General features: G+C 54.0%; 19 protein-coding genes and 1 tRNA gene. 8 read left to right on the forward strand and 12 right to left on the reverse strand.

Going from position 1 to position 21,766, the window contains the following annotated elements:
- Nucleotides 1-27: 27 nt before the first annotated feature.
- The 4 genes from B9A24_RS01850 to B9A24_RS01865 form a co-directional block, all read right to left on the reverse strand.
- Entirely contained in the window at nt 28-1,959 is a 1,932-nt protein-coding gene (locus B9A24_RS01850; RefSeq protein WP_234996909.1) for a CHU_0125 family OmpA-like outer membrane integrity protein, read from the reverse strand.
- A gap of 100 nt (nt 1,960-2,059) precedes the next feature.
- A complete protein-coding gene (locus tag B9A24_RS01855; protein WP_084443428.1) occupies nt 2,060-2,560 on the reverse strand; it encodes a hypothetical protein in 501 nt (166 codons plus the stop codon).
- Nucleotides 2,561-2,674: 114 nt separating this feature from the next.
- Nucleotides 2,675-3,535: a (Fe-S)-binding protein gene (locus B9A24_RS01860; protein ID WP_084443446.1), complete on the reverse strand. Its 861-nt coding sequence runs from the start codon at nt 3,533-3,535 to the stop codon at nt 2,675-2,677.
- A 166-nt stretch (nt 3,536-3,701) separates the two neighbouring features.
- Nucleotides 3,702-5,093, reverse strand: a complete 1,392-nt coding sequence (locus B9A24_RS01865) for a 4Fe-4S dicluster domain-containing protein (protein ID WP_084443429.1) — start codon at nt 5,091-5,093, stop codon at nt 3,702-3,704.
- Between the two features lie 155 nt (nt 5,094-5,248).
- Between B9A24_RS01865 and B9A24_RS01870 the strand changes: the two genes are divergently transcribed.
- Together B9A24_RS01870 and nagB are read left to right on the forward strand one after the other, a co-directional pair.
- Nucleotides 5,249-5,321, forward strand: a tRNA-Phe gene (locus tag B9A24_RS01870).
- 434 nt (nt 5,322-5,755) lie between these two features.
- Nucleotides 5,756-7,672: a glucosamine-6-phosphate deaminase gene (gene nagB, locus B9A24_RS01875; RefSeq protein WP_084443430.1), complete on the forward strand. Its 1,917-nt coding sequence runs from the start codon at nt 5,756-5,758 to the stop codon at nt 7,670-7,672.
- Nucleotides 7,673-7,814: 142 nt separating this feature from the next.
- Here nagB and B9A24_RS01880 read toward each other — a convergent pair whose 3' ends face one another.
- A complete protein-coding gene (locus B9A24_RS01880) occupies nt 7,815-8,957 on the reverse strand; it encodes a J domain-containing protein (protein ID WP_143434703.1) in 1,143 nt (380 codons plus the stop codon).
- 150 nt (nt 8,958-9,107) lie between these two features.
- Between B9A24_RS01880 and B9A24_RS01885 the strand changes: the two genes are divergently transcribed.
- Genes B9A24_RS01885 through B9A24_RS01895 form a run of 3 tightly spaced genes read left to right on the forward strand, consistent with a single transcriptional unit; the run spans nt 9,108 to nt 11,037 of the window.
- A complete protein-coding gene (locus B9A24_RS01885) occupies nt 9,108-9,479 on the forward strand; it encodes a phage holin family protein (protein ID WP_084443432.1) in 372 nt (123 codons plus the stop codon).
- Nucleotides 9,480-9,482: 3 nt separating this feature from the next.
- Nucleotides 9,483-10,292, forward strand: coding sequence for a hypothetical protein (locus B9A24_RS01890; RefSeq protein ID WP_084443433.1), 810 nt, complete (start codon nt 9,483-9,485; stop codon nt 10,290-10,292).
- A complete protein-coding gene (locus B9A24_RS01895) occupies nt 10,270-11,037 on the forward strand; it encodes a phosphoglycerol geranylgeranyltransferase (protein ID WP_084443434.1) in 768 nt (255 codons plus the stop codon). The genes B9A24_RS01890 and B9A24_RS01895 overlap by 23 nt, the downstream gene beginning before the upstream one ends.
- A gap of 130 nt (nt 11,038-11,167) precedes the next feature.
- On the opposite strand, the gene B9A24_RS01900 is transcribed toward B9A24_RS01895, so the two are convergent.
- The 7 genes from B9A24_RS01900 to panC form a co-directional block, all read right to left on the reverse strand.
- Entirely contained in the window at nt 11,168-12,091 is a 924-nt protein-coding gene (locus B9A24_RS01900) for a helix-turn-helix domain-containing protein (protein WP_084443435.1), read from the reverse strand.
- Nucleotides 12,092-12,248: 157 nt separating this feature from the next.
- Entirely contained in the window at nt 12,249-13,388 is a 1,140-nt protein-coding gene (locus B9A24_RS01905) for an acyl-CoA dehydrogenase (protein ID WP_084443436.1), read from the reverse strand.
- 210 nt (nt 13,389-13,598) lie between these two features.
- On the reverse strand, nt 13,599-14,276 hold the full coding sequence (locus tag B9A24_RS01910) for a zinc metallopeptidase (RefSeq protein ID WP_084443437.1): 678 nt from the start codon (nt 14,274-14,276) through the stop codon (nt 13,599-13,601).
- A gap of 23 nt (nt 14,277-14,299) precedes the next feature.
- Nucleotides 14,300-14,782 carry a D-glycero-beta-D-manno-heptose 1-phosphate adenylyltransferase gene (rfaE2, locus tag B9A24_RS01915; protein WP_084443438.1) on the reverse strand — a complete coding sequence of 161 codons (483 nt, stop codon included), beginning with the start codon at nt 14,780-14,782 and terminating at the stop codon, nt 14,300-14,302.
- Nucleotides 14,772-15,818, reverse strand: a complete 1,047-nt coding sequence (locus tag B9A24_RS01920; RefSeq protein WP_084443439.1) for a lysylphosphatidylglycerol synthase transmembrane domain-containing protein — start codon at nt 15,816-15,818, stop codon at nt 14,772-14,774. The genes rfaE2 and B9A24_RS01920 overlap by 11 nt, the downstream gene beginning before the upstream one ends.
- Nucleotides 15,819-15,924: 106 nt before the next feature.
- A complete protein-coding gene (gene panD, locus B9A24_RS01925) occupies nt 15,925-16,272 on the reverse strand; it encodes an aspartate 1-decarboxylase (protein WP_084443440.1) in 348 nt (115 codons plus the stop codon).
- A gap of 246 nt (nt 16,273-16,518) precedes the next feature.
- The gene (gene panC, locus B9A24_RS01930; protein WP_084443441.1) at nt 16,519-17,382 is read right to left on the reverse strand and encodes a pantoate--beta-alanine ligase; all 864 of its coding nucleotides are present in this window, start codon (nt 17,380-17,382) and stop codon (nt 16,519-16,521) included.
- A 119-nt stretch (nt 17,383-17,501) separates the two neighbouring features.
- Between panC and B9A24_RS01935 the strand changes: the two genes are divergently transcribed.
- The 3 genes from B9A24_RS01935 (at nt 17,502) to glmS (ending at nt 21,722) form a co-directional block, all read left to right on the forward strand.
- Nucleotides 17,502-18,323: a glycogen/starch synthase gene (locus B9A24_RS01935; protein ID WP_084443442.1), complete on the forward strand. Its 822-nt coding sequence runs from the start codon at nt 17,502-17,504 to the stop codon at nt 18,321-18,323.
- A complete protein-coding gene (locus B9A24_RS01940) occupies nt 18,307-19,788 on the forward strand; it encodes a DUF4270 family protein (RefSeq protein ID WP_084443443.1) in 1,482 nt (493 codons plus the stop codon). Before B9A24_RS01935 ends, B9A24_RS01940 begins: the two co-directional genes overlap by 17 nt.
- Nucleotides 19,789-19,886: 98 nt before the next feature.
- Nucleotides 19,887-21,722 (forward strand): glutamine--fructose-6-phosphate transaminase (isomerizing), encoded by a 1,836-nt coding sequence (glmS, locus tag B9A24_RS01945; protein ID WP_084443444.1) that lies wholly within the window; start codon nt 19,887-19,889, stop codon nt 21,720-21,722.
- Nucleotides 21,723-21,766 lie beyond the last annotated feature (44 nt).

A 21,766-nucleotide genomic window follows, 5' to 3' on the forward strand; every position in this document is an offset into this window, starting at 1 on the left:
GGNGGCTTTTTTGGAGGTATAAAATCCTTATTCGGCAATGCGCGTCACTTTGAACTCGGTGCGGCGGTTGCGCTGGTGCTGCTCCTCAGTTTTAGCGTTGCGAACTACTGGTTGCGTTTCACCATAGCCCTTGGCTGTAATGCGCTCTTTAACAACACCTTTGGAGATAATATAATCGACGGCCGACTGGGCGCGGCGCTGTGATAAGCTGGCGTTATAGGCGTCCTTACCGCGCGAGTCGGTGTGGGAGCTTAGCTCAATGGTGATTTTGGGGTTATCATTCAGGGTTTCAACCAGCTTATCCAGCTCTGTAGCCGCGTCGGGCCGGATATCAGCTTTATTGTAATCGTAGAAGATATTCTCGACTACAATGGCCACGTTCTTCACGATTTTATTGAGCGTGAGCGTCACGGGCAGCCGAATATCATTTACCAACTCCGGCAGCTGATCCTGGGCGGGCATCTTTCCCACCGTCGTTACCGACGTGCGGGCCGTAAAGTAGGCGGGCCGGTCAGCCACCAGGGCATACGTAGTAGCCGAGTCCAGCTTGAAGCTAAACTTACCATCTGGTCCGGTGGTAGCTTCCAGAATTTTACGGCCGCCGTTGGCAAAAAGCTCCACGTTTTCGGAGGCTACGGGCTGGGTGGCACCGGTTTTAGTGTCGCGCTCCAGCACGGTGCCATCCACGAAGAAATTAACCAGCTTGGTGGTGTTGCGGCGGAAGCGGTACAGGTCGTCGCTGCCTTTGCCACCGGCACGGTTAGAGGAAAACACGCCCACGTTCTGGCCCGTGAAGTAGGGGGCAAAATCATCGCCGCTGCTGTTCATGGGCGCGCCCAGGTTGCGCACTTTGCCCTTGTCAACTACGAAAACGTCCAGCTTGCCTAAGCCCGGATGCCCATCCGAAGAGAAAAACAGCGTGCCATCGGGGGCAATGGCGGGGAAGCTCTCATTGCCGGGCGTATTAATTTCAGGACCGAGGTTTTCGGCGGGGGCGAAACGGCCGTTGGCGGCTATCGTGGCCTTGTAAAGGTCGGTGCCTCCTTCGCCGCCTTTGCGACCGGAAGCGAAGTACAGCGTTTCGCCATCGGGGGAGAAAACGGGCGAGAAGTCGTCGGTGGTGCGGTCGTTGATGTTAATGAGCGCCGGCTCAGTCCAGGCACCGCTGCGGAAGTAAGAAGCCCACAAGTCCACGCTCAGATACCCCTTTTTCTTGCCGCTATTCGAGCGGGCAAACACGACCATCTTGCCATCGGGAGCATAAGTAGCACTAGCTTCGTGCATGCCTTCGGTGTTGAAGATAGGTTCCAGCTTGCGGATGGTGCCGCCGGTCATCTTCTCCGCATCATCAAAGCGAATGGCATACAGATCGTTAAACCCTTCTCCATTACCCAGGTACTTCTTCCCATCCCGGCCTGAGGCAAACACAATTTCCTTGGTATCCGGAATCATGGTGGCGCTGAAGTCGGCCGACTCGGAGTTAACCTGATCAAGCACCTGTATTTCATCGCGCGTTGTCTGCGCTGAAAGCTCTTTGCTCAGACGCACGTTTTTGGCTTCTATCTCGGCCCGAGCCGCTAGGGCGCGGTTGGTGCCCAGCTTTACGTAGTCATCAAATTGAGCAGCCGCCTCGTCGTATTTGCCATTAGCTTTCAGTGCCAATCCGTAATAAAAACCGGCATCAGCATTCTTCAACCCCGCTCCAACGGCCATTTTATAGTATAGCTCGGCCTGCTCGATGCGGTTGGAAAGACGATACGACTCGCCTACCCGAAAATTGCTCTGGGGGGCATTTTTGCCCCGTTCTGCCTGCGCTTTGTATAAGGCAATAGCCGTTTCATATTCACCGCGAGCAAAGCGTTTGTCGGCTTTCGTCCCGGATTCGGAGGTTGCGCAGCCGCTAAGGCCCAACGCAGCCACTGATCCGGCGGCAGCCCATACAAGCATAGAATTCTTCATAGAAGGAAGGCGGTAGGAAGGAGAAGGCGCTCGGCGTAAATCAGCAATGCTGTTATGCCGGGCAATAATACTAAGTTTCGGCAGGAGTGGAGCCGTACGTTTAACGCTGAGGCGAGGGCTGAAAGTATTTAGCCAGCCAAGTCTGGACGGCGGGTGCGGGCCACGCCGCTGCTAGCTTTCCGTGTTGGGCAATGGTATTGTCGAAGTAGGGTGTTTCGGGCTGGAGCTGGCCGGTGGCTACCGCCTGCCGCAGCTCACGACGGTCAAGTAGCTGCACTTGACCGTTAATAAGGAAAGCTAAGTGAGACTTTTCCAGCAGGCTCACGCCCAATTGCTCCTCCAGGCCGCGCACGAAGCGCACGGAGGCATCAATGGAGCAGCCACTTGCACCGGCTACCTCCTCATCAAGTCCCAATACCAAAAACTGCCCGTGCCGAAATGCCGCCGAAGCGCGCAGCATACGGCCGTGGCTGGTCCACTCGGCCGCGAACTGCGCCAGCGCGGGCTCAACAGCTGCTAGCTCTGTGCCCATAAGCGGTCGGTCGGCCTGATAAATCCAAACGCGGGCGCTGGGGGGCAATTCTTCGAATGGAACGAACATAGAGAAAGAGCTTGGGACCTGGAAATACACGCGATACTCATACAAAGAAACAGCCTCGCCGGGAAGTTCCGGCGAGGCTGTTTCGAATAAACAAAAATGCCTTCAGGCTCGACGCTAGGCATTCAGACCTTCAGCACTGGCTATCAATTCCGCCAAATCGAAAACCTGTACATCCGACTCGCGCTCCTTATTCTTCACGCCGTCGCTCATCATAGTCATGCAGAAAGGACACGATACGGCAATAATTGCCCCCTGCGCGTTGGCGCGCGGGCTCGGCGTAGCACCGGCATTACCATCTTCCACACCGCGGGTCTGGGCTAGGGCCGGCGCGTTGCCATCCAGCGTGAACAGGGCTTCTTCTGTGCGCTCAATGTTCACTTCTTTATTGCCGGGCTCAGCTTCTTTCCACATCTGCGCGCCCCCGGCACCGCAGCACAGGCCATTGGCGCGGCTCCGCTTCATTTCCACCAGGTCGGCGTCGAGGGTGGCCAGCACGTCGCGGGGCGCTTCGTAGATATTGTTGGCGCGGCCCAGGTAGCAGGAATCGTGGAAGGTGATGCGCCGGCCTTTAAACTCGCCACCGCCGGCTACGCCTACTTTGCCTTCGTTGATGAGCTGCTGCAGGAAAGTGCTGTGGTGAATGACCTCATAATTGCCCCCCAGTGCCGGATATTCATTCTTAATCGTGTTGAAGCAGTGCGGGCAGGCCGTCACGATTTTCTTGATCTGGTAGCCATCCAGGGTGGTGATGTTCTGCATGGCCTGCATCTGGAACAGGAACTCGTTGCCGGCGCGCTTGGCAGGGTCGCCGGTGCAGGTTTCTTCCATGCCCAGTACGGCGTACTTGATGCCTACGTGCTCCAGAATGCGCACGAAAGCACGGGTTACACGCTTATAACGATCATCAAAGGCACCGGCACAACCCACCCAAAACAGAATTTCGGGCTGCTCGCCGCGGGCAGCCAAATCGGCCATGACGGGAACGGTAACTTGACGCTTGGTGATTTGCTCAGTCATTTATTTTTTGAGTTTTAATATTGTTTGTCATGCTGACGAAAGGAAGCATCTCGCGTGCTGATGATAGAGTAGTCATCTAACTAAACACGCGAGATGCCTCCTTTCGTCAGTATGACGTTCTATGTTATGCGTTCACTGCTTCCTTCTCCGCTACATACAACTCGTCGGCCCAATTGAAGCGGTCGGAGGGCGAGAAAGCCCAAGGCGCACCATTGTTCTCAATATTAGAGAACATCGTGTTTAATGACGCCGGCGCGGCCGACTCTTCCAACACCAAGAAGCGGCGCAGCTCAATGATGGTCTCCAGCGGGTTAATGTTTACCGGGCACGATTCTACACAAGCGTTGCAGGTGGTGCAGGCCCACAGCTCCTCGGGCGTCACTTTGCCACGCAGCAGCGTGTGTTGATCAGCCTCCACTTTTACCCGCTCGGTACCTTTGCTTTCGTCACCATAGATGTTAGGCTGAAAAATCAGCGGAGAGTTGTACTTCTCCTCCATCCGGTCGCGGGTGTCCATGATAATCTTACGCGGCGAGAGCAGCTTGCCGGTGATATTAGCCGGGCAGGAAGCCGTGCAGCGTCCGCACTCCGTGCAGGAGTAGGCATTGAGCAGGTTGGTCCAGGCCAAATCCTCCACATCTTTAGCCCCAAATGAGGTAGGCGCAAGCGCCGAGCCGTCGGGACCCACGGGCGGAGCAGGCACCTCGTAGCTGGGGTCCATCATGGCTTTTACCTCGTGGGTAATGCTGTCCACGTTCGAGAACTGCCCCTGCGGCACCAGTCGCGAATAGTAAACGTTTGGGAACGCCAGGATAATGTGAAAGTGCTTGCTGCTCGGCAGGTAATTCAGGAAAATCAGAATGCCTACGATGTGCGCCCACCAGCCCGCGCGCTCCAGAAAATGCAGCAAGTTCAGGTCGCTGGGGAATATGCCCAGCAGCAGTGAGCTAATGGGAAAAGCCCCCGGCATCTCCAGGTTTTGCAGGCGATGCCACTTCAAATCAGATGTGTTCATTACAAACAGCGCTACCATCAGCACCACCTCGATATAAAGAATCATATCCGCATCAATGCGCGGCCAGGCCCGCATCTCAGGCCCGGAAAAGCGTCGAACTTTCTTTACATTGCGCCGCCACCAGAAGGCAATAACTGCTAAAATTACCAGCGCCCCCAGAATCTCGTTGGTGGCCATCAGCACGTCGTACACCGGCCCCAGAAACTGCAAAACACGGTGCGTCCCAAACACGCCATCAATTACAATCTCAATCACCTCAACATTAATCACCAAAAACCCCACGTACACTACCAAATGCAACAGGGCAGGCGTAATACGCTTGAACATTTTCTGCTGACCAAAAGCCACCAGCAAGGTTTTTTGCAGCCGCTCCCCGATATTGCCCGACATATCCCGGTCGCGGCCCACCAAGATATTAGCGCGGATCTTTCGCGCTTGCCAAGCAAATAAGCCGAAGCCAGCAATGGCTATCAGCAGGAAAATGATGTTTTCGATAGTCACGGGAGGGAAGTAGGATGGTAGGTCAGACCGAAAAGTACTCGTTATGCCTAACAAATTTAAGGTTTTAGGTGAAAACTTTTTTAAGGTAAGTCTTGCAGCTTGCTTTTGGTTTACTACTTTTGCCACTCCTAGGCCGTAAAGGACGAAGGAAAGTTGGTAACGTAGCTCAGTCGGTAGAGCACAGCACTGAAAATGCTGGTGTCGTTGGTTCGATTCCAACCGTTACCACAATAGAAACCCTCTTCGCAAATTAGCGGAGAGGGTTTTTTTATTTTCAGGCTGTATGGTTAGGTATAGCATGGTGGTATTCTGGGTGCCAACCTACTCTGGAGCCCGAAGTTTTTAGCCTAACTACGAGGCGAAGCAAGTGCTAAAGCTGTGCTGTGCATTTGCTAAGCGTATAATGGCCCGCATATCCACTTTATTTTCTACACGAAAGGCGGGAAAGCCTCTATAAGCTACCATTGATGAGCAGCTACTGGGCGTGGGCTGAACTGTTTCTATGGGGTTCTCTATGGGCCTGATGTAAAGAATTTATAAAATATCGGGCTTTATACGCATTAAAAGCCTTTTTTTTAGTTCTTTTCCAGCCAAATACACGCTGTATCGGCTTAGCATTCGCTTAGCTGCACTACCGTTGCGCCACATTCTTGCTCTCATCTATGAACTCACTCGACGCATCCACCGAACGCATCCCTACTACAGTTTACCCCGACTCGGAGCAAGCTTCCGTGGCAGTGGCTCAAGACATAGCTAGCCTGATTCGGCAGCGGGCTGCTGAAGGGCGGACTTGTGTGCTGGGGCTGGCGACGGGCTCCACTCCCACTCGCCTTTACGAGGAACTGGTGCGTCTGCACCAGCAGGAAGGGCTGAGCTTCCAGAATGTTGTCACGTTCAATCTGGACGAGTACTTTCCGATGGCTCCTGACTCCTTACAGAGCTATGTGCGCTTCATGCGGGAGTACTTGTTTGATCATATCGATATTCCGGTCACTAATGTGCACATCCCCGATGGAACTGTGCCAGTGGAGGAAGTAGCGGAGTTCTGCCGCCGCTATGAGGAGCAGATCCGGGAAGCTGGCGGCATCGACTTACAGATTCTGGGTATCGGGCGCACGGGGCATATTGGTTTTAATGAGCCGGGTTCAGGGGCCGCCTCGCGCACCCGCCTTATCACGCTCGATCATATTACCCGCACCGACGCGGCCAGCGACTTTTATGGGGAGGAAAACGTGCCGCGCCGCGCCATTACCATGGGGGTGGGTACCATTCTGGAAGCCCACGAAGTAGTGTTGCTGGCCTGGGGCGAGGGCAAAGCCGCCGTGATTAAGCGCATGGTAGAAGGCGACATGACGGACTCGGTGCCGGCTACGTATCTGCAGAAGCATCCCAACGTGCGCGTCGTGCTGGATGAGGCCGCCGGAGCCGAGCTGACGGTCCGCAAAACGCCGTGGCTGGCCGATCTGCCCTGCAACTGGCAGGATGCCGCTTTCGTGCGAAAAGCCGTAACCTGGCTTGCCCGGCAGTTGCAGAAACCGATTCTCAAACTCACTGACGAAGACTACAACGAGAACGGCCTCTCGGGTTTGCTGGCCGAATCGGGGCAGGCGTATAGCATTAATATCAAGGTGTTTAATGAGTTGCAGCATACCATTACGGGTTGGCCGGGGGGCAAACCTAACGCTGACGACTCGCACCGCCCCGAGCGGGCCGAGCCATTTCCGAAGCGGGTGCTCATTTTTAGTCCCCACCCCGATGATGATGTAATATCGATGGGCGGCACCTTGCTGCGCTTGGTTGATCAGGGCCACGAGGTGCATGTGGCTTACCAAACGTCGGGCAACATCGCGGTATTTGATGAAGAGGCCATTCGCTTCGCCGAGTTTGTGGCCGATTATGATGAAGCCTTCCGCCTTCATGAGCAGCCCGCTGAAACCTTATACAGGCGCGTCGTTGACGTTCTTCAGAATAAGGCTCCCGGTCAGGTCGATTCGGCCGAGGTGCAGCAGATTAAAGGCTTGATCCGGCGAGGTGAGGCAAAGTCGGCGTGCCGGTACGCTGGCGTGCCCGACGCGAATGCGCACTTCATGGATCTGCCGTTTTATGAAACCGGGCGAGTACGCAAAAAGCCTCTAGGCGAAGAGGATATTCAGCTTACCGTTGATTTGCTCAATAAAATCAGGCCCCAGCAGATTTATGCCGCCGGCGACTTATCCGATCCGCACGGCACGCACCGCGTTTGTCTGTCGGCCATTTTTCAGGCGGTACAGCGGCTGAAAGCGGAAGGTGCCGATTGGCTACAGGATTGTTGGGTGTGGCTTTACCGCGGTGCCTGGCAGGAATGGGACGTGGATCAGATTGAAATGGCCGTGCCTATCAGTCCGGAGGAGCTAACGCGCAAGCGACGGGCCATCTTCAAGCATCAGTCGCAGAAGGACAGGCCGCTGTTTCCGGGGGCTGACCAGCGCGAGTTCTGGCAGCGGGCCGAAGAGCGCAACCGCACCACCGCTCAGATTTACGACCGCCTAGGTTTGCCTGAGTACGAAGCCATTGAAGCTTTTGTGCGCTGGCATTACTGATGCGTGGATCTGATTTTTAAAAGCTTTCTTCTGTTTCCAATCAACTCACTACTTGCTTCAGCAGACAAGCAAGCCACGTAAAAAAGCCCCCCTGTTATCTAACGATAGATCTGGGGGGCTTTTTTACGTGGTCAATGTTGCTTTACCGACAGCTTTGCCGCTGGGCGGCACTGGCAAAGCTATAGCCTAGCCGTACCGCCTGCGTGAAGGCTGCGCACGCTTCGGCAAGCTGGCCCTGGCGCTGAGCCACGCGCCCCAACAGGTAGTGCACCTGACCATTAGTAGGGTTGGCATTAGCTACCAGCTGATAATCCTGTTGAGCGCGGGCGTAGTCGCCGAGGCGGTAGTGGGCCAGGCCCCGCAAGGTGAGTGCATAAAGCGTCGGGGCCCGGCCCGCCACGGTACGCTGACGCAGGCCCGTGCTCAGGTCGCGGACAGCCAGACTAAATTGCCGCTTGGTGAGCAGCCGTATTTCGCCCCGTAGTATCCAGGCGCCTGCCCGCGTCGAGTCCAGCGCTACCGCTTGAGTTAAGAGCTGATCGGCCAAGGCGGGCTGCTGGGTCCGCGCTTCATAGCGCCCCAAACGGTGCAGAATAAAAGCGCGGTCGGCGGGGCGCGTGGTATGGGGCAGCGCGGCGCGGTAATCGTTTTGTGCAACGGCCGGCTGATGATAAATCAGCTCCGTGATTTCAGCGCGGCGGCGAAGGGCCTCCGTGTAGTCGGGCTTGAAGTGCAGCGCTTCGGAGAAAAAGCTGTGCGCCGTGCTCCACTCCCCGTCGGCGTAAGCGCGCAGGCCATCGTCATAATTACCCACGGCTGTTACGTGGTCCATGGTCGCTTTTACCGAAAATACAAACAGCACAAATAGCCCAATAAACCCAGCCGTAAGCAGAAAGTCGCGTCGGGTAAACTTTCGGCGCTTGGGGATAGTGCGGTAATGACGCTCCGCCGACCCTGCCGGGGTGCGCGTGCGCATGGGGGCCGGCGGGGGTGGCATAGGCACGCCATACACGCGCTGGCCCTGCTGACGATAGGCCTGCTGCTGGCGCTGCAACTCCTGCACGTGGGCCGCGCGGCGCAATTGGTGGTCGTAAGCAGCCCGGCGACCCGCATCGGAGAGTACCCGGTAAGCGGCGTTTACGGCCTTAAACTGCTCCTCAAATCGGGTGCTACCGCCGTGCTTATCGGGGTGGTATTGGATAGCCAGCCGCTTATAGGCCGCTTTTATGTCGGGGGCCGAGGCCGTGGTTCCAACACCTAAAACTTGATAATGATTCTGACTCAAAACACGGCAGTATAGGGTAAAAGTAATTCATTTTTCAGACACAAACCCGCCTTTTTCGTATGTGCAAATGGCTTGAAAAACCAGCCCCTACGCGCTTTTTTCGGCCTCCGACCTACTAACAACTTTTCTTTCCATTCTATCCTCCGCCGTATGGCTTTCGACGACGACTCTAAAACGCCCCCCAATGACAGCCTGATAGGCAACCTGAAAGGCTACCTCGATACGCGCATCGATCTGGTGCGCCTCGAAGCGCAGGAAAAAGCAAAACTGGCCTTCGTGGCGACTGCGCACGGTGTCACGATGGCAATAATTGGACTGTTTTTCTTCATTTTTCTAAATGTATTTCTAGGCTTGCTTCTCAACGACGCGCTCGACAGCCCGTACTGGGGCTTCGGGATAATAGCGGGCTTTTACTTGGTACTGCTGATCATCTTTGTGGTAGGAGTAGACAAGAAGCTGTTTCAGGGCCTGGCCGATAAGACGTTGGACAACACGATTTACAAATCTGATAAGCGTAATTAACTCATGGCAGAGCTACACAACCCGTTATTCGAGGACGAAAAGGAATTTCTGGAGCGCCAGAAGCTTGAATACGAGCGTGCCCTGCTGGGCGACGTAGACCACATTAAGGAGAAAACCCAGGAGGCAGGCAAGTATGCTGCCATCGGGGCAGGCATTCTGGGGGGCATTTGGCTGATTTCTAAAGCGTTTCGCAGCCGAGGCGATTCGGAAGACGACGACGAAGGCTTCGAAGAGTTTGAGGATGACCGCTTGGCTCGCAAGGCGCAGAAAAAGCGGGAAAAGCAGGAAAAGAAGCAGAGTAAAAACGCTCATCGGGCGCCTTATGTTGCTAATCCGGTGGTGCACCAAGCCAGCCGTCACAATGTTGACGATGACCATGGCTTCGGTGGCGGCCACCAGTTCGACCGTGGGCAACAGTACGCGGCCACCGGCCGGGCTGATCTGGCACCTGATGTATACCACGCTTCCGCCGAGACTGACCCGTTTCCACCCCTCGCTTATGACGACGCCCGCCGCTTGCCGGTTTCAGCGTTTGATGCGAACCAGCAGTTTGCCAACAAACAGCCTAATATGGTCGCTTCTGTGCTGCAAAGCTTTCTGCAGTCAGATACAGGCAAGGTGCTAACGGCCCAGGTGACAGCTGTTTTGATGGCATACATAGCCAAAAAGGTCAGTGATTATTTGCCAGTGAACAAAAATTCCGACCTTGCGAACATTCCAACCGTGACGCATATGCACAGGGAGCCGGAAACCAAGGATATTGACTTTACCTATCACCACGACGACGCGGATGCGCCACAGCAGTCTCTATGAAACGCTTAGCAACCGCCGCCAGCGCGGCCAGAAATCTCTGGCTGTGCTCCTCGACCCCGACCAACTGGACGAGGCCGGCTGTCGGCATTTGCTGGCGCTGAGCGAGACTCACCCTATCGATTACTTTTTTGTGGGCGGCAGCCTGGTGATGAATGCTCACCAGGCGTCGCTCATTTCTTTTATAAAAAATCATAGCCCTGTGCCGGTGCTGCTCTTTCCGAGTCATAGCCTGCACTTGGATACCCAAGCCGACGGCATTTTGCTATTATCACTGATTTCGGGCCGCAACCCTGATTTCCTGATTGGTCAACACGTAGTGGCGGCGCCTCTGTTAAGAGCCAGCAACCTGGAAATTTTGCCCACCGGCTATATGCTCGTGGATAGTGGCCGCCAGACTACCGCCAGCTACATGAGCGGCACCACGCCCCTGCCCTACGATAAACCTAGTATCGCGGCCTGCACGGCGATGGCCGGCGAACAGCTAGGGCTACGCCTGATATATCTTGATGGAGGCAGTGGCGCTATGTACCCGGTGGCACCGGCTATGATTCGGGCGGTGCGGGAGGCGGTGGAGGTACCCGTGCTGGTTGGCGGCGGTATCAATACTACGGAGAAAGCCCAAGCGGCCTTAGAGGCGGGTGCTGATGTGATTGTAGTCGGAAATCAGATAGAAAAAGCACCCCAGTTTCTGGCTGAGATGTCCAGGGTTATTCAACACTTTAACGCTGTATTGGATACCGTCTGAACCAGGTTTTCAAAAAGCAGAAGCATCTTAAGCATCAAAAAAGCCCCCCGGAAATTTTCTGGGGGGCTTTTTTCAAATTCACGCTAGTTAGCTAATCCGTGTAATCCGGAGAATCCGATTAGATCCGTGATTAAATGTTCATAGCCGATTCGCGGCGGCGCATCTTGCCAGCCGGAATTCCAAACATCATCTTGAAGCGGCGGCAGAAATATGCCGTGTCTTTGTAGCCTACTTCCTTGCCGATGTCGCGGATGCTCTTCTTGGTAGTGCGCAACAGGAACACGGCGCGCTCCATGCGCTGGTATTCAATGTAATCCTGGGGATTGATGCCGGTCAGCATCTTGAAGTACTGACCTACGTAGTCTTCCGACACGTTGGCCACGCTCGACAGCACCTTGTTCGACAAGTCCCCACCGATGTTCTCCTTGATATAGTTAAACAGGTCAATCAGACGTGGGTCCTTAAAGTACGTGCTGTTAGTAGCCAGTTGCTCCACGAACATCTTGTTTTTCAGGATGTAGCGCACGATTTCCACCACGATATTCTCGGTGTAGATCGTGATGAGACGCTCACGGCCCGGTAGCTCCTGCAAGCTCTCTTCTACTACCTTGATGACCAGGTTAGCCAGCTTGGAGTTGTTCGTAATCAGAAAAGCCGGCACGTCCAGTGAGGCGAAGAAGTTCACTGAGTCAAATACCTTGGCCTCAAAGCTTACGTGGCTATGGCTTTCTTCCGCGTCGCCGATGAGGTCGAGGTCAGAGTTTGAGTGAAAAAACTTGTCCTTATTGCTGATCAGGTCGTCGTTGGTAATCAATTTGCCCCCCGAGCCGCCGTAGTTCACTTTCGTGGCACGACCACCCGGAATGAACAGCATTTCACCTTCTTCTACTGCTTGCTCCTCATCGCCGAAAGCAATGTGGCCTTTGTGCAGCAAAATCAGGTTGTTACCAACATCGTAATAATTGCGCACCGTAAACGGCTGTTGCAATACCAGGTTCTTCGCCTTGATGTAACGTACACCAAGCGATTCAATCACTTTATTGTAATCTTCCATATTCAGGGATGTTTTGGGTAGGAATATCTAGGGAGCCGCACAGCCGTCTAAACTTAGACAATGCAAAACAACATATAAAAATTCACAAAAACGAAAAACCCAGTCATTTTATGACTGGGTTTAATGCAAATAATCTGAATTTTAAGCTACGAACTTCTTATTTTAATAATTCCCGCGAGATTACAATTTTCTGAATCTCGGAAGTTCCTTCGTAAATCTGGGTGATTTTGGCGTCGCGGTAGAAGCGCTCTACGTGGAACTCTTTCACAAATCCGTAACCTCCATGCACTTGCACGGCCTCTGCGGTGGTATCCATTGCTACCTTGGAGGCAAACAGCTTAGCCATAGCCCCCGATTTGGTATAGTCCACATGGTTGTCCTTGTCCTGGGCAGCTTGCAGACAAAGCAGACGGGCCGCGTCAATATCGGTAGCCATGTCGGCCAGCTTGAACTGAATGGCCTGATGCTTAGCGATTTCAACGCCAAATGCCTTACGTTCTTTGGAGTACTTCAGTGCTAACTCAAATGCTCCGGAAGCAATACCCAGTGCCTGGGCAGCAATACCAATACGCCCCCCAGCCAGCACATGCATGGCGAATTTGAAACCGAAGCCGTCTTCGCCAATGCGGTTTTCCTTGGGCACCTTCACGTCCGTAAACATGAGGGAGTGCGTGTCGGAGCCGCGAATACCCAGCTTGTTTTCCTTCAGGCCAACCACGAAGCCGGGCGTGTCTTTCTCTATGATAAGCGCGTTGATGCCGCGGTGCTTTAGCTCCGGATTCGTCTGGGCAATTACCAGATACACTGAGGCCGTCGAGCCGTTGGTTATCCAGTTTTTGGTGCCGTTGAGCAGGTAATGGTCGCCCATGTCCTCGGCGGTGGTGCGCTGCATGGTGGCGTCGGAGCCGGCTTCCGGCTCCGAGAGACAGAAAGCACCGATAATTTCGCCGCTGGTCAGGCGGGGCAGATATTTCTGCTTTTGCTCTTCGGTGCCATATTTCTCCAGGCCCCAGCATACCAGCGAGTTATTCACCGACATAATAACCGAGCAGGAAGCATCAACCTTCGAGATTTCCTCCATCGCCAGCACATACGACACGGTGTCCATGCCGCCGCCGCCGTACTCCGGGCTGACCATCATACCCATGAAACCGAGCTCACCCATTTTCTTGATTTGCTCGGCAGGAAACTTTTGGTGTTCGTCGCGCTCAATAACGCCGGCCCAAAGCTCGGATTGGGCAAAGTCGCGGGCCGCCGCTTGTACGGCTAGTTGTTCTTCGGTGAACTGAAAATCCATTCGTAAAAAGCTTGGGTGGGAAACGTGGGTGGAAAATTAATCACTACCTCGGCAGAGAAAGGCAAATTACGCTCATTCGGGCGTCATGTGGCTACACACATAACCAAACTCGTGGTACAAATGTCTTGCGTAAAAATCAAAAAAGCCCCCCAATACCTCTGAGGGGCTTTTTTAATATCTGAATCTATTAAGGGCAGTTACTCGTCAGTGTTAGTTACGGCTGCGGCCGCCCATGAAGATGCTGACGTAGTAAAGCAGCGTGGCCAGGGAGCTGAGCGCTGCTACAACATACGTCATAGCCGCCCACCAAAGAGCATCTTTAGCCATTGCATGCTCCGTGGTCGTCACGATACCACGCTTATCAATCCAGGCTAAAGCCCGCTTAGAAGCATCGAACTCAACGGGCAAAGTGACGAAAGAGAAGAGCGTGGTGAGCGAGAACAGGGCAATGCCTACACCTAACGGGATCAGCGACCTGTTGATCATAAACACGCCAGCAATGAGAATGAAGGGCATAAACCTCGACACGGCGCTCAAGGCGGGCACCATAGCGGAGCGGAACTGCAACATGCTGTAAGCCGTGGCGTGCTGCACGGCGTGGCCGCACTCATGCGCCGCAACAGCGGCGGCGGCGGCCGAACGCTCTTCGTACACGGCTTCGCTCAAGTTTACCGTCTTATCAGCGGGGTTATAGTGGTCGGTGAGGCGGCCTTCGGCAGAAATAACGCGCACGTCGGTAATACCGTGGTCGGCCAGCATAAGCTCGGCTATTTGCTTACCGGACAAGCCTGATTGGAGGCCAATCTTGGCGTATTCAGAGAACTTGCTGCGCAAGCGCCACTGAATCAGCCAGCTTACAACCATCGCCAGAATGAGGAATAGATACATGGGCTTGAAGAGTAAAGTAAAGGTTAAGAAGGAAGCTGACGTATGCGCTCCACGATCCGCGTGGTACTGTAGCCAGCTACGAGTGGTACGGTGAGTACTTGCCCGCCATTATTTAACACTAATTCGTGGCCCACAATTCCACTGATAGCGTAGTCATCGCCCTTCACCAGAATGTCGGGCTCAACCAGCTCAATGAGAGCTAGTGGAGTGGGCTCATCGAACAGCACTACAGCATCCACGAACAAAAGGGACGCCAGGATGCGCGCCCGTGACATTTCGTCCTGTAGTGGCCTGCCCGGTTTCAGACAGCTGACAGAAGCGTCAGTGTTCAGGCCTACGACTAAAGCCCCACCCAAGTGGCGCGCCTTCTCCAGGTAATCGACGTGCCCTAAGTGAAGCAAATCGAAGCAGCCATTAGTGAAAACCACCGGGCGGCCTTCGGCGCGCCACCGCGCCAGCAACGAGGCTAGGTCATTACGAGCAACAATCTTATCCTTACTCCACATCGGCAGTTGTGGCTACGGCTAACGCCGCGGCACCGCGGCGCGCTATCCGGCCTGATTTTACCATACTCAATACGAAGCTAACCCCGCCCATCAGGACCACCAGTAAGGTTTGAGACCCGTGCACTACCAGCGCGTATGCGATACCGGCTTCTTTCGAAACCCCATACACGAGCAGCGTGGCTTGCACCAGTACGTGAAATACTCCGATGCCCCCTGACACCGGCGCCGCCATCCCAAAGGCCCCGAAGGTAAGCACTGCCAAAGCAGCCAGCATGCTTAGGTTATAGGTTTCGGCGAAGGCGAAAAAAGCCAGGTAATCCATTAAATAATAAACCAGCCAGGTAAAGAGTGTATGCGCTAGAAACACACCTTTATTCTCGAGCTTCAGCACACTAAATACCCCTGATAACAGCCCCCTCGCCAAACCGACAATACGGTTGAAAAACGCGTTCTGCCGCAGCCGCTCCAGATTTTTAAACAGCGCGTAAGCAGTCAGCAGCAGCAGAACCAAGGCAATGGCAGCAATGGCTAGCAAGGTCGTTTGGTGGGCAGCAAATGACTCGTAATTATCAGTCAGCAACCCCATTACATACGACCAGAACTTATCAAATTCCAGCAGCAGCGTAGCCCCCAGCAGCCCCAGCAGCAGCAGCACATCAATAACGCGCTCCGCAATGACGGTTCCCAACGACACTTGCACGGGCACCCCACTACTACGACGCAGCACGGAGCAGCGAATCACCTCTCCCATGCGTGGCAGCACCAGATTAGCCAGGTAACCTACCATCATGGCATGATATACATCCCAGTAGGAGGCTTTGTGACCAATTGGGTCTAGCTGCATTTTCCACCGATAAGCCCGGCTCAGATACCCCAGTACCGACAAAAGCATAGTGACGAACAGCCAGAAGTAATCAGCCTCCCGCACATATTCGCCGATACGGCTCATATCCTGCCCACGCACCGCATACCACATCAGCAGCCCCGATAAGGCTAACAGCAGCGCGTATTTAAGTATAGTGAGCACTTGCTTCATGCTTGCTGATTGAATTGTTAAATGGTTGGTTAAATGGCTGCTTGTTCTACCAATCAATACGTTGCACGATCAGCCATATAACTATCCAACTATGTAGCCATTTAATCTACACTACCCGATTATGCTGATCGGGAAAGACAAGCGTGGGCTTGTGAGCGCGCGCTTCCGCGAAGTCGATGAGGGCGTACGAAAACACGATAACGATGTCTCCTACGGCTACGCGCCGGGCGGCGGGGCCGTTGAGGCACACCATCCCCGAGCCGCGCTCCCCGCGAATGGTATAGGTTTCAAACCGCTCCCCATTGTTCACGTTTACCACCGTTACTTTCTCGTTTTCTACCATATTGGCAGCGTCGAGCAAGTCCTCGTCAATGGTGATGCTGCCAACGTAATGCAGTTCGGCCTGCGTGACTTTGGCGCGGTGAATTTTAGACTTTAAAACCTCAATATGCATAGAAGGAAATGCGGGTGGAATAAGGGCGGCAAAGATAGGAGTTCAGGCCTTACATGCTCCCTCGACCCGCTTTCCCCACTCACCTCGACAGCTTGCAGAGTACGCACAAAAAGCCCCCCAGACCACCTGATATTGGCACTGGGCCTGCCTGGGGGCTTTTTTAACTGCCTAGCCGGCTTTGTTGATCTGCGTTACATCAGGCGGAGCACGTACGGGGCCATTTCCGTCGTTACAGATGAGTAGTCACTACGAAGTGGGTGCATGTTTTTGTAGCATCACGTTGTCAATCAGGCGTACCTCGGCCAGCCAGGCAGCAATACAAAGCGCGGTGTCTTGGCTTGTAGAACATCCTTCTATCGGCTGCAAGGTGCGGGCATCGGCCACCTCAAAATATTCTAGCTTGATAGCTTCCTCCAAGGCTAAAAAGCGAAACACATCTTCCTTCACACTATCTACTGATCGGCCCTCCGCTAAGAGCTTGGCACCCAATTGTAGCGCCGCATAGAGCCGGGGGGCAATTTTTCGCGCCTCTGCTGATAAGCGCCGATTGCGCGATGACATAGCCAGGCCGTCGGCTTCGCGCACCGTCGCAAAGCTGATTAGGTCCAGATCAAATGATAAGTCGGCGACCAGCTGGCGAATAATGGCGACTTGCTGCAAATCCTTCTGGCCAAAATAAGCCCGATGCGGACGGCCCAGATGAAAAAGCTTGCTTACCACCGTAGCTACCCCATTAAAATGGCCAGGGCGGTGAGCTCCCTCCATTACTTGTTCTAGCGGGCCAAAGTCGAAGCGGAGCCTGCTAGGCTGGGGGTACATTTCCTCCACGGAGGGCAAAAACAGCGCTGTGCAGCCCGCTGGCGCTAGTAAAGCAGCGTCGGCTGCGGGCAGGCGCGGATAAAGACGAAAGTCATCGGCATTATTGAACTGCGTTGGGTTTACAAAAATACTGACCACGACTACGTCGTTTTCAGCAGCGGCGGCCTGTACTAATTGTAGGTGGCCAGCGTGTAACGCGCCCATAGTAGGCACTAAGCCGATGCGTTGGCCATCGCGGCGCCATTTTTCGGTTTGGGCTTGCAACGCGGCGGCCGATTGCAGTATCTCCATAAGGTGGAAGGCCTGGGGAAGGACCCGCAGGTGGGTTTTATTGAAATTCCGCTTAAAAATGTTTAATTTTGTGCATCCAAAACTATTGCCTCTTACTTAATCACCTCTACTAACCCGATATGTCCAAGTTGAGAATACTCTATGCTGCTACGGAAATCAACCCGTTTTTGCAGACGACCAAGGTAGCGGAGTTTCTGCGGATGTTGCCGCAAGGCATGCAGGAAATGGGGATGGAGATCCGCATTTTCGTTCCCCGTTTCGGCATTATCAACGAGCGCAAGAACCGGTTGCACGAGGTAGTTCGCTTATCGGGCATCAATATCGCCGTGGGCGAAGAGGAGAAGCCGCTGATTATCAAGGTGGCTTCTATTCCGAATGCCAAGCTTCAGGTTTATTTCATCGATAATGAAGATTATTTCCACCGCAAGTCTGTGCTGGTGGACAAAAACGATAAGTTTCACGCCGACAATGACGAGCGCGCTATCTTCTTTTGCAAAGGTGTGCTCGAAACCGTGAAGAAGCTAGGCTGGGCCCCCGACATCGTTCACTGCAACGACTGGATGACCGGCCTGATTCCGATGTACCTGAAAACGACCTATAAGAAGGATCCGATTTTCAAGGATGCCAAGTCGGTGTTCACGATTTATAACAATGAGTTCGCTCACAAATTCAGCGGTGACATCATTGAGAAGGCGAAGATGCTGGACATTGATGACAAAATGCTGGCCGCGCTGAAGTCAGCCGACTATGAAGGGTTCATCAAAGTCGGGATGGACTATGCCGACTCGGTAGTGAAGTCTGATGAGGATTTCAGCGACAACATGAATGCTATGTTCACGGAGTATGCCCAGAACACCCAGAAGAAGTGCATCGGTCAGGTGGGCGCCGACGAGAACCTGTTGACTTCTTACTACGCGCTGTATAATGAATTGGCCAGCTAGCGCCTTCCGCTTCACCGCGACCCTCTGCTTCTCCGCCGCCTTCCTGCTTACTACCAGTTGCGACGACCCCAATGATATTCGGGTAGAGCTACCCGGTACGGCACCCATCACTACTGACTACGAGGAGTTCAAAGCGCCCGTAGCCACCATTCTGCAAGACTCACTGGAGACGCTTAAAGCCGACAACTTTTTGGTTGGCCGACTGCGCGATGCAGCTTTGGGAACTACTACGGCCCGCTCGTTTCTGAATTTGCAGGTGAATATGCCGGCTGATTCCCTACCCGCCAAGTTCAGCGGCACCGTGCTGGATTCGACGGTGATGGTGATGAGCTTCGACCAGGTGTATGGTAGCGCGACGCAGGCCGTTCGCTTCGATGTGTCGGCCCTGCAGCAGAAACTGGACGACCGGAGTTCTTACAACGCAACTACCTCCGTACCAGTGGCTCAGGTGATTGGCACCAACCTCGCGGGCTCGCTCAACCGGACGCGGCGGGAGCGGCAGCGCATTGCTTCTACCGTCACTACCGATACAGCTACTGCTATCGTAACGGTGCAAGACCGCACGGTAAGGCTGGCGCTTTCACGCCCTGGCCAAACGCCAGGGCTACTGGGGGGCGTTTTTTCGGGCTTGCAAAACGAAACCTTCACTCAGACCCAACTGGATGCTCTCTGGAAAGGCGTGGCTGTTGCGCCAACCAATAACTTCTCGGGAACGATGGTGGGTTTCAACCGGGCTAACAATCTGCGGGTCGTGTTTTACTACCATGATGCTACTACCCCAAGAAGGTGGCGTTCGTATTCCGTTTATTTTGGCAGCCCTCCCCGGGGAGCCAGCGAAGCAGCTACAAGTATCAACCTGAATGCCCCGCGCTATTTCACTCAGATAACCACCGATTTGTCGGCAGCCGGACCTTTTGCTCGTCTTACCAACGGGCAAGCAGCGGTAACGTCTTCTGAGACGGGCGGTATTACCTACGTGCAGGAAGGCGTCGGTTTCGGCACCCGCTTGGACATTCCGGCGGGGCTGAAAGCGCTGAAAGATCGTAAGGATATTGCCATCAACCGAGCTGAGCTAATTGTGCCCGTGAAGCCATTTGCGAATGCTTTATTTCCGTTGCCGCGGCGGCTATATCTGTATGAAGCCAATGCCAACAACCAGGTACTACAGGGTTTAACTAATAATTTTCGGACAGACCGGGTAGTATTTGGCGACAGCATCGGCGGTCAAGGACAACGCGTGGAAGCTCAGGCTCGTTTTTACGACCTGGGAAGTAACAATAAGTATTATAGCGTTCTGATCACGAATTACGTACAGAACTACATTTATACCCAGCCGGACGCCACCCGCCCGGCTGCGCTTATTCTTTCTCCCACAGTTCGGACACTACCCACCCTTACTCTCAACCGAGCGGTACTCGACGCTGACAACATCACGCTCCGCGTCTATTATTCTAAATTGCGCTAGCAATTTGCCCCCCAGGCGGCCCCAGCACGTCGGCACGACCTTTGTGCCGGAGGCGGGGCCGTCTTTTTTCTTCCAAAAACTATATTTCCTGACGCGCTATGTGCGGAATTGTTGCTTACATCGGCTATCGTGAAGCCTGCCCCATTATCATTAAAGGCTTGCGCCGCTTAGAATACCGCGGCTACGACTCGGCCGGCGTGGCCCTGCTCAATGGTACTCTAAACGTGTACAAGAAGAAAGGTAAGGTTCAGGAGCTCGTTGATTTCATTGAGGCGAAAGACACGCACGCTCAAATTGGGATGGGCCACACGCGCTGGGCCACGCATGGTGAGCCCAACGATGTCAACGCTCACCCACACTACTCTACTTCCGAGCGCATCGCCATTATTCATAACGGCATTATTGAGAACTATGCCGCGCTGAAAACGCATTTGCAGCAGCAAGGACATGTCTTTCAATCAGATACAGATACTGAAGTATTTGTTAATCTGATTGAGGAAATCAAGAAGCAAAACGGCTGCTCGCTGGAGGAGGCTGTACGCCTGGCGTTGCACGAAGTAGTAGGGGCTTATGCTATTGTCGTCTTAAGTAAGGATAATCCTAACCAGTTGATTGCGGCCCGCAAAGGTTCGCCGTTGGTTATCGGGATTGGAAAAGACGAGTTCTTTCTTGCCTCCGACGCTACGCCCATCATCGAGTACACCAACGAAGTGGTGTATGTAAACGACTATGAGCTAGTCGTGATTCGGGATGGTAAGCTGGAAATCCGCTCGAAGGAGGACGTTAGCCAGACGCCTTATATTCAGAAGCTGGAGCTGGAGCTGGAGAGCATAGAAAAAGGTGGCTACGAGCACTTTATGCTCAAAGAAATCTTTGAGCAGCCTCGCTCTATCCTCGATTCCATGCGCGGCCGTCTGGAATTGGAAGCCGGCCATTTGAACATGGGTGGCGTGCGGGCTTACGAGCAGAAGTTTGTGAATGCCCAGCGCATTATCATCGTGGCTTGTGGTACCTCCTGGCACGCCGGATTGGTAGCAGAATACCTGCTCGAAGACTTAGCGCGTATTCCGGTAGAAGTAGAATACGCCTCGGAATTTCGCTACCGCAATCCGGTTATTTCGGAGCGTGATATTGTTATTGCCATTTCCCAATCGGGCGAAACGGCCGATACGCTGGCTGCCATTGAGCTTGCAAAGAGCAAGGGCGCTACCATTTTTGGTGTCTGCAACGTGGTGGGCAGCAGCATTGCCCGCGCCACCGACGCGGGAGCTTACACCCATGCCGGCCCTGAAATAGGTGTAGCCTCCACGAAGGCATTTACGGCCCAGGTAACGGTGCTTACGCTGCTGGCCATGATAGTAGGCCACAAGCGCGGCACCTTATCCGACGTAAAGCTGCGGGAGTTCATGGTGGAATTGAGCAACATTCCCTCGAAAGTAGAACGAGCTTTGCTGCTCGATTCGGAGATTCAACAGATTGCCGAAATCTTCAAAGACGTTCCAAACTTCCTGTACCTGGGCCGGGGCTACAACTTCCCCGTAGCATTAGAGGGCGCGCTTAAGCTAAAGGAAATTAGCTACATCCACGCTGAGGGCTACCCTGCCGCTGAGATGAAGCACGGCCCTATTGCTTTGATTGACGAGAATATGCCAGTCGTAGTTATCGCGACCAAAGACAGTTCCTACGAGAAGGTTGTTTCCAATATTCAGGAAGTGAAAGCCCGTAAAGGCCGCATCATTGCCGTGGTAACTGAAGGCGACCAGGTAATTCCGGCCATGGCCGAGTTCGTCATCGAAGTACCCGCTACCAGTGAGGTACTGATGCCGCTCGTATCGGTAGTGCCCTTGCAACTACTCTCTTACCATATTGCCGTACTGCGCGGCTGCAACGTCGATCAGCCTCGTAACCTGGCTAAGTCGGTCACGGTTGAGTAAGACCAGTCTGTATCTTATAAAAAAGCCCCCCAGAAATTTTCTGG

This window comes from Hymenobacter roseosalivarius DSM 11622, from assembly GCF_900176135.1.
Classification (GTDB): domain Bacteria; phylum Bacteroidota; class Bacteroidia; order Cytophagales; family Hymenobacteraceae; genus Hymenobacter; species Hymenobacter roseosalivarius.

Bases quoted from the DNA above. Each gene is read 5' to 3' on its own strand.
- B9A24_RS01850 (WP_234996909.1), bottom strand. From the start codon at position 1,959: ATGAAGAATTCTATGCTTGTATGGGCTGCCGCCGGATCAGTGGCTGCG.
- B9A24_RS01855 (WP_084443428.1), bottom strand. From the start codon at position 2,560: ATGTTCGTTCCATTCGAAGAATTGCCCCCCAGCGCCCGCGTTTGGATT.
- B9A24_RS01860 (WP_084443446.1), bottom strand. From the start codon at position 3,535: ATGGCCGATTTGGCTGCCCGCGGCGAGCAGCCCGAAATTCTGTTTTGG.
- nagB (WP_084443430.1), top strand. From the start codon at position 5,756: ATGAACTCACTCGACGCATCCACCGAACGCATCCCTACTACAGTTTAC.
- B9A24_RS01885 (WP_084443432.1), top strand. From the start codon at position 9,108: ATGGCTTTCGACGACGACTCTAAAACGCCCCCCAATGACAGCCTGATA.
- B9A24_RS01890 (WP_084443433.1), top strand. From the start codon at position 9,483: ATGGCAGAGCTACACAACCCGTTATTCGAGGACGAAAAGGAATTTCTG.
- B9A24_RS01895 (WP_084443434.1), top strand. From the start codon at position 10,270: ATGCGCCACAGCAGTCTCTATGAAACGCTTAGCAACCGCCGCCAGCGC.
- B9A24_RS01900 (WP_084443435.1), bottom strand. From the start codon at position 12,091: ATGGAAGATTACAATAAAGTGATTGAATCGCTTGGTGTACGTTACATC.
- B9A24_RS01905 (WP_084443436.1), bottom strand. From the start codon at position 13,388: ATGGATTTTCAGTTCACCGAAGAACAACTAGCCGTACAAGCGGCGGCC.
- B9A24_RS01910 (WP_084443437.1), bottom strand. From the start codon at position 14,276: ATGTATCTATTCCTCATTCTGGCGATGGTTGTAAGCTGGCTGATTCAG.
- rfaE2 (WP_084443438.1), bottom strand. From the start codon at position 14,782: ATGTGGAGTAAGGATAAGATTGTTGCTCGTAATGACCTAGCCTCGTTG.
- B9A24_RS01920 (WP_084443439.1), bottom strand. From the start codon at position 15,818: ATGAAGCAAGTGCTCACTATACTTAAATACGCGCTGCTGTTAGCCTTA.
- panD (WP_084443440.1), bottom strand. From the start codon at position 16,272: ATGCATATTGAGGTTTTAAAGTCTAAAATTCACCGCGCCAAAGTCACG.
- panC (WP_084443441.1), bottom strand. From the start codon at position 17,382: ATGGAGATACTGCAATCGGCCGCCGCGTTGCAAGCCCAAACCGAAAAA.
- B9A24_RS01935 (WP_084443442.1), top strand. From the start codon at position 17,502: ATGTCCAAGTTGAGAATACTCTATGCTGCTACGGAAATCAACCCGTTT.
- B9A24_RS01940 (WP_084443443.1), top strand. From the start codon at position 18,307: ATGAATTGGCCAGCTAGCGCCTTCCGCTTCACCGCGACCCTCTGCTTC.
- glmS (WP_084443444.1), top strand. From the start codon at position 19,887: ATGTGCGGAATTGTTGCTTACATCGGCTATCGTGAAGCCTGCCCCATT.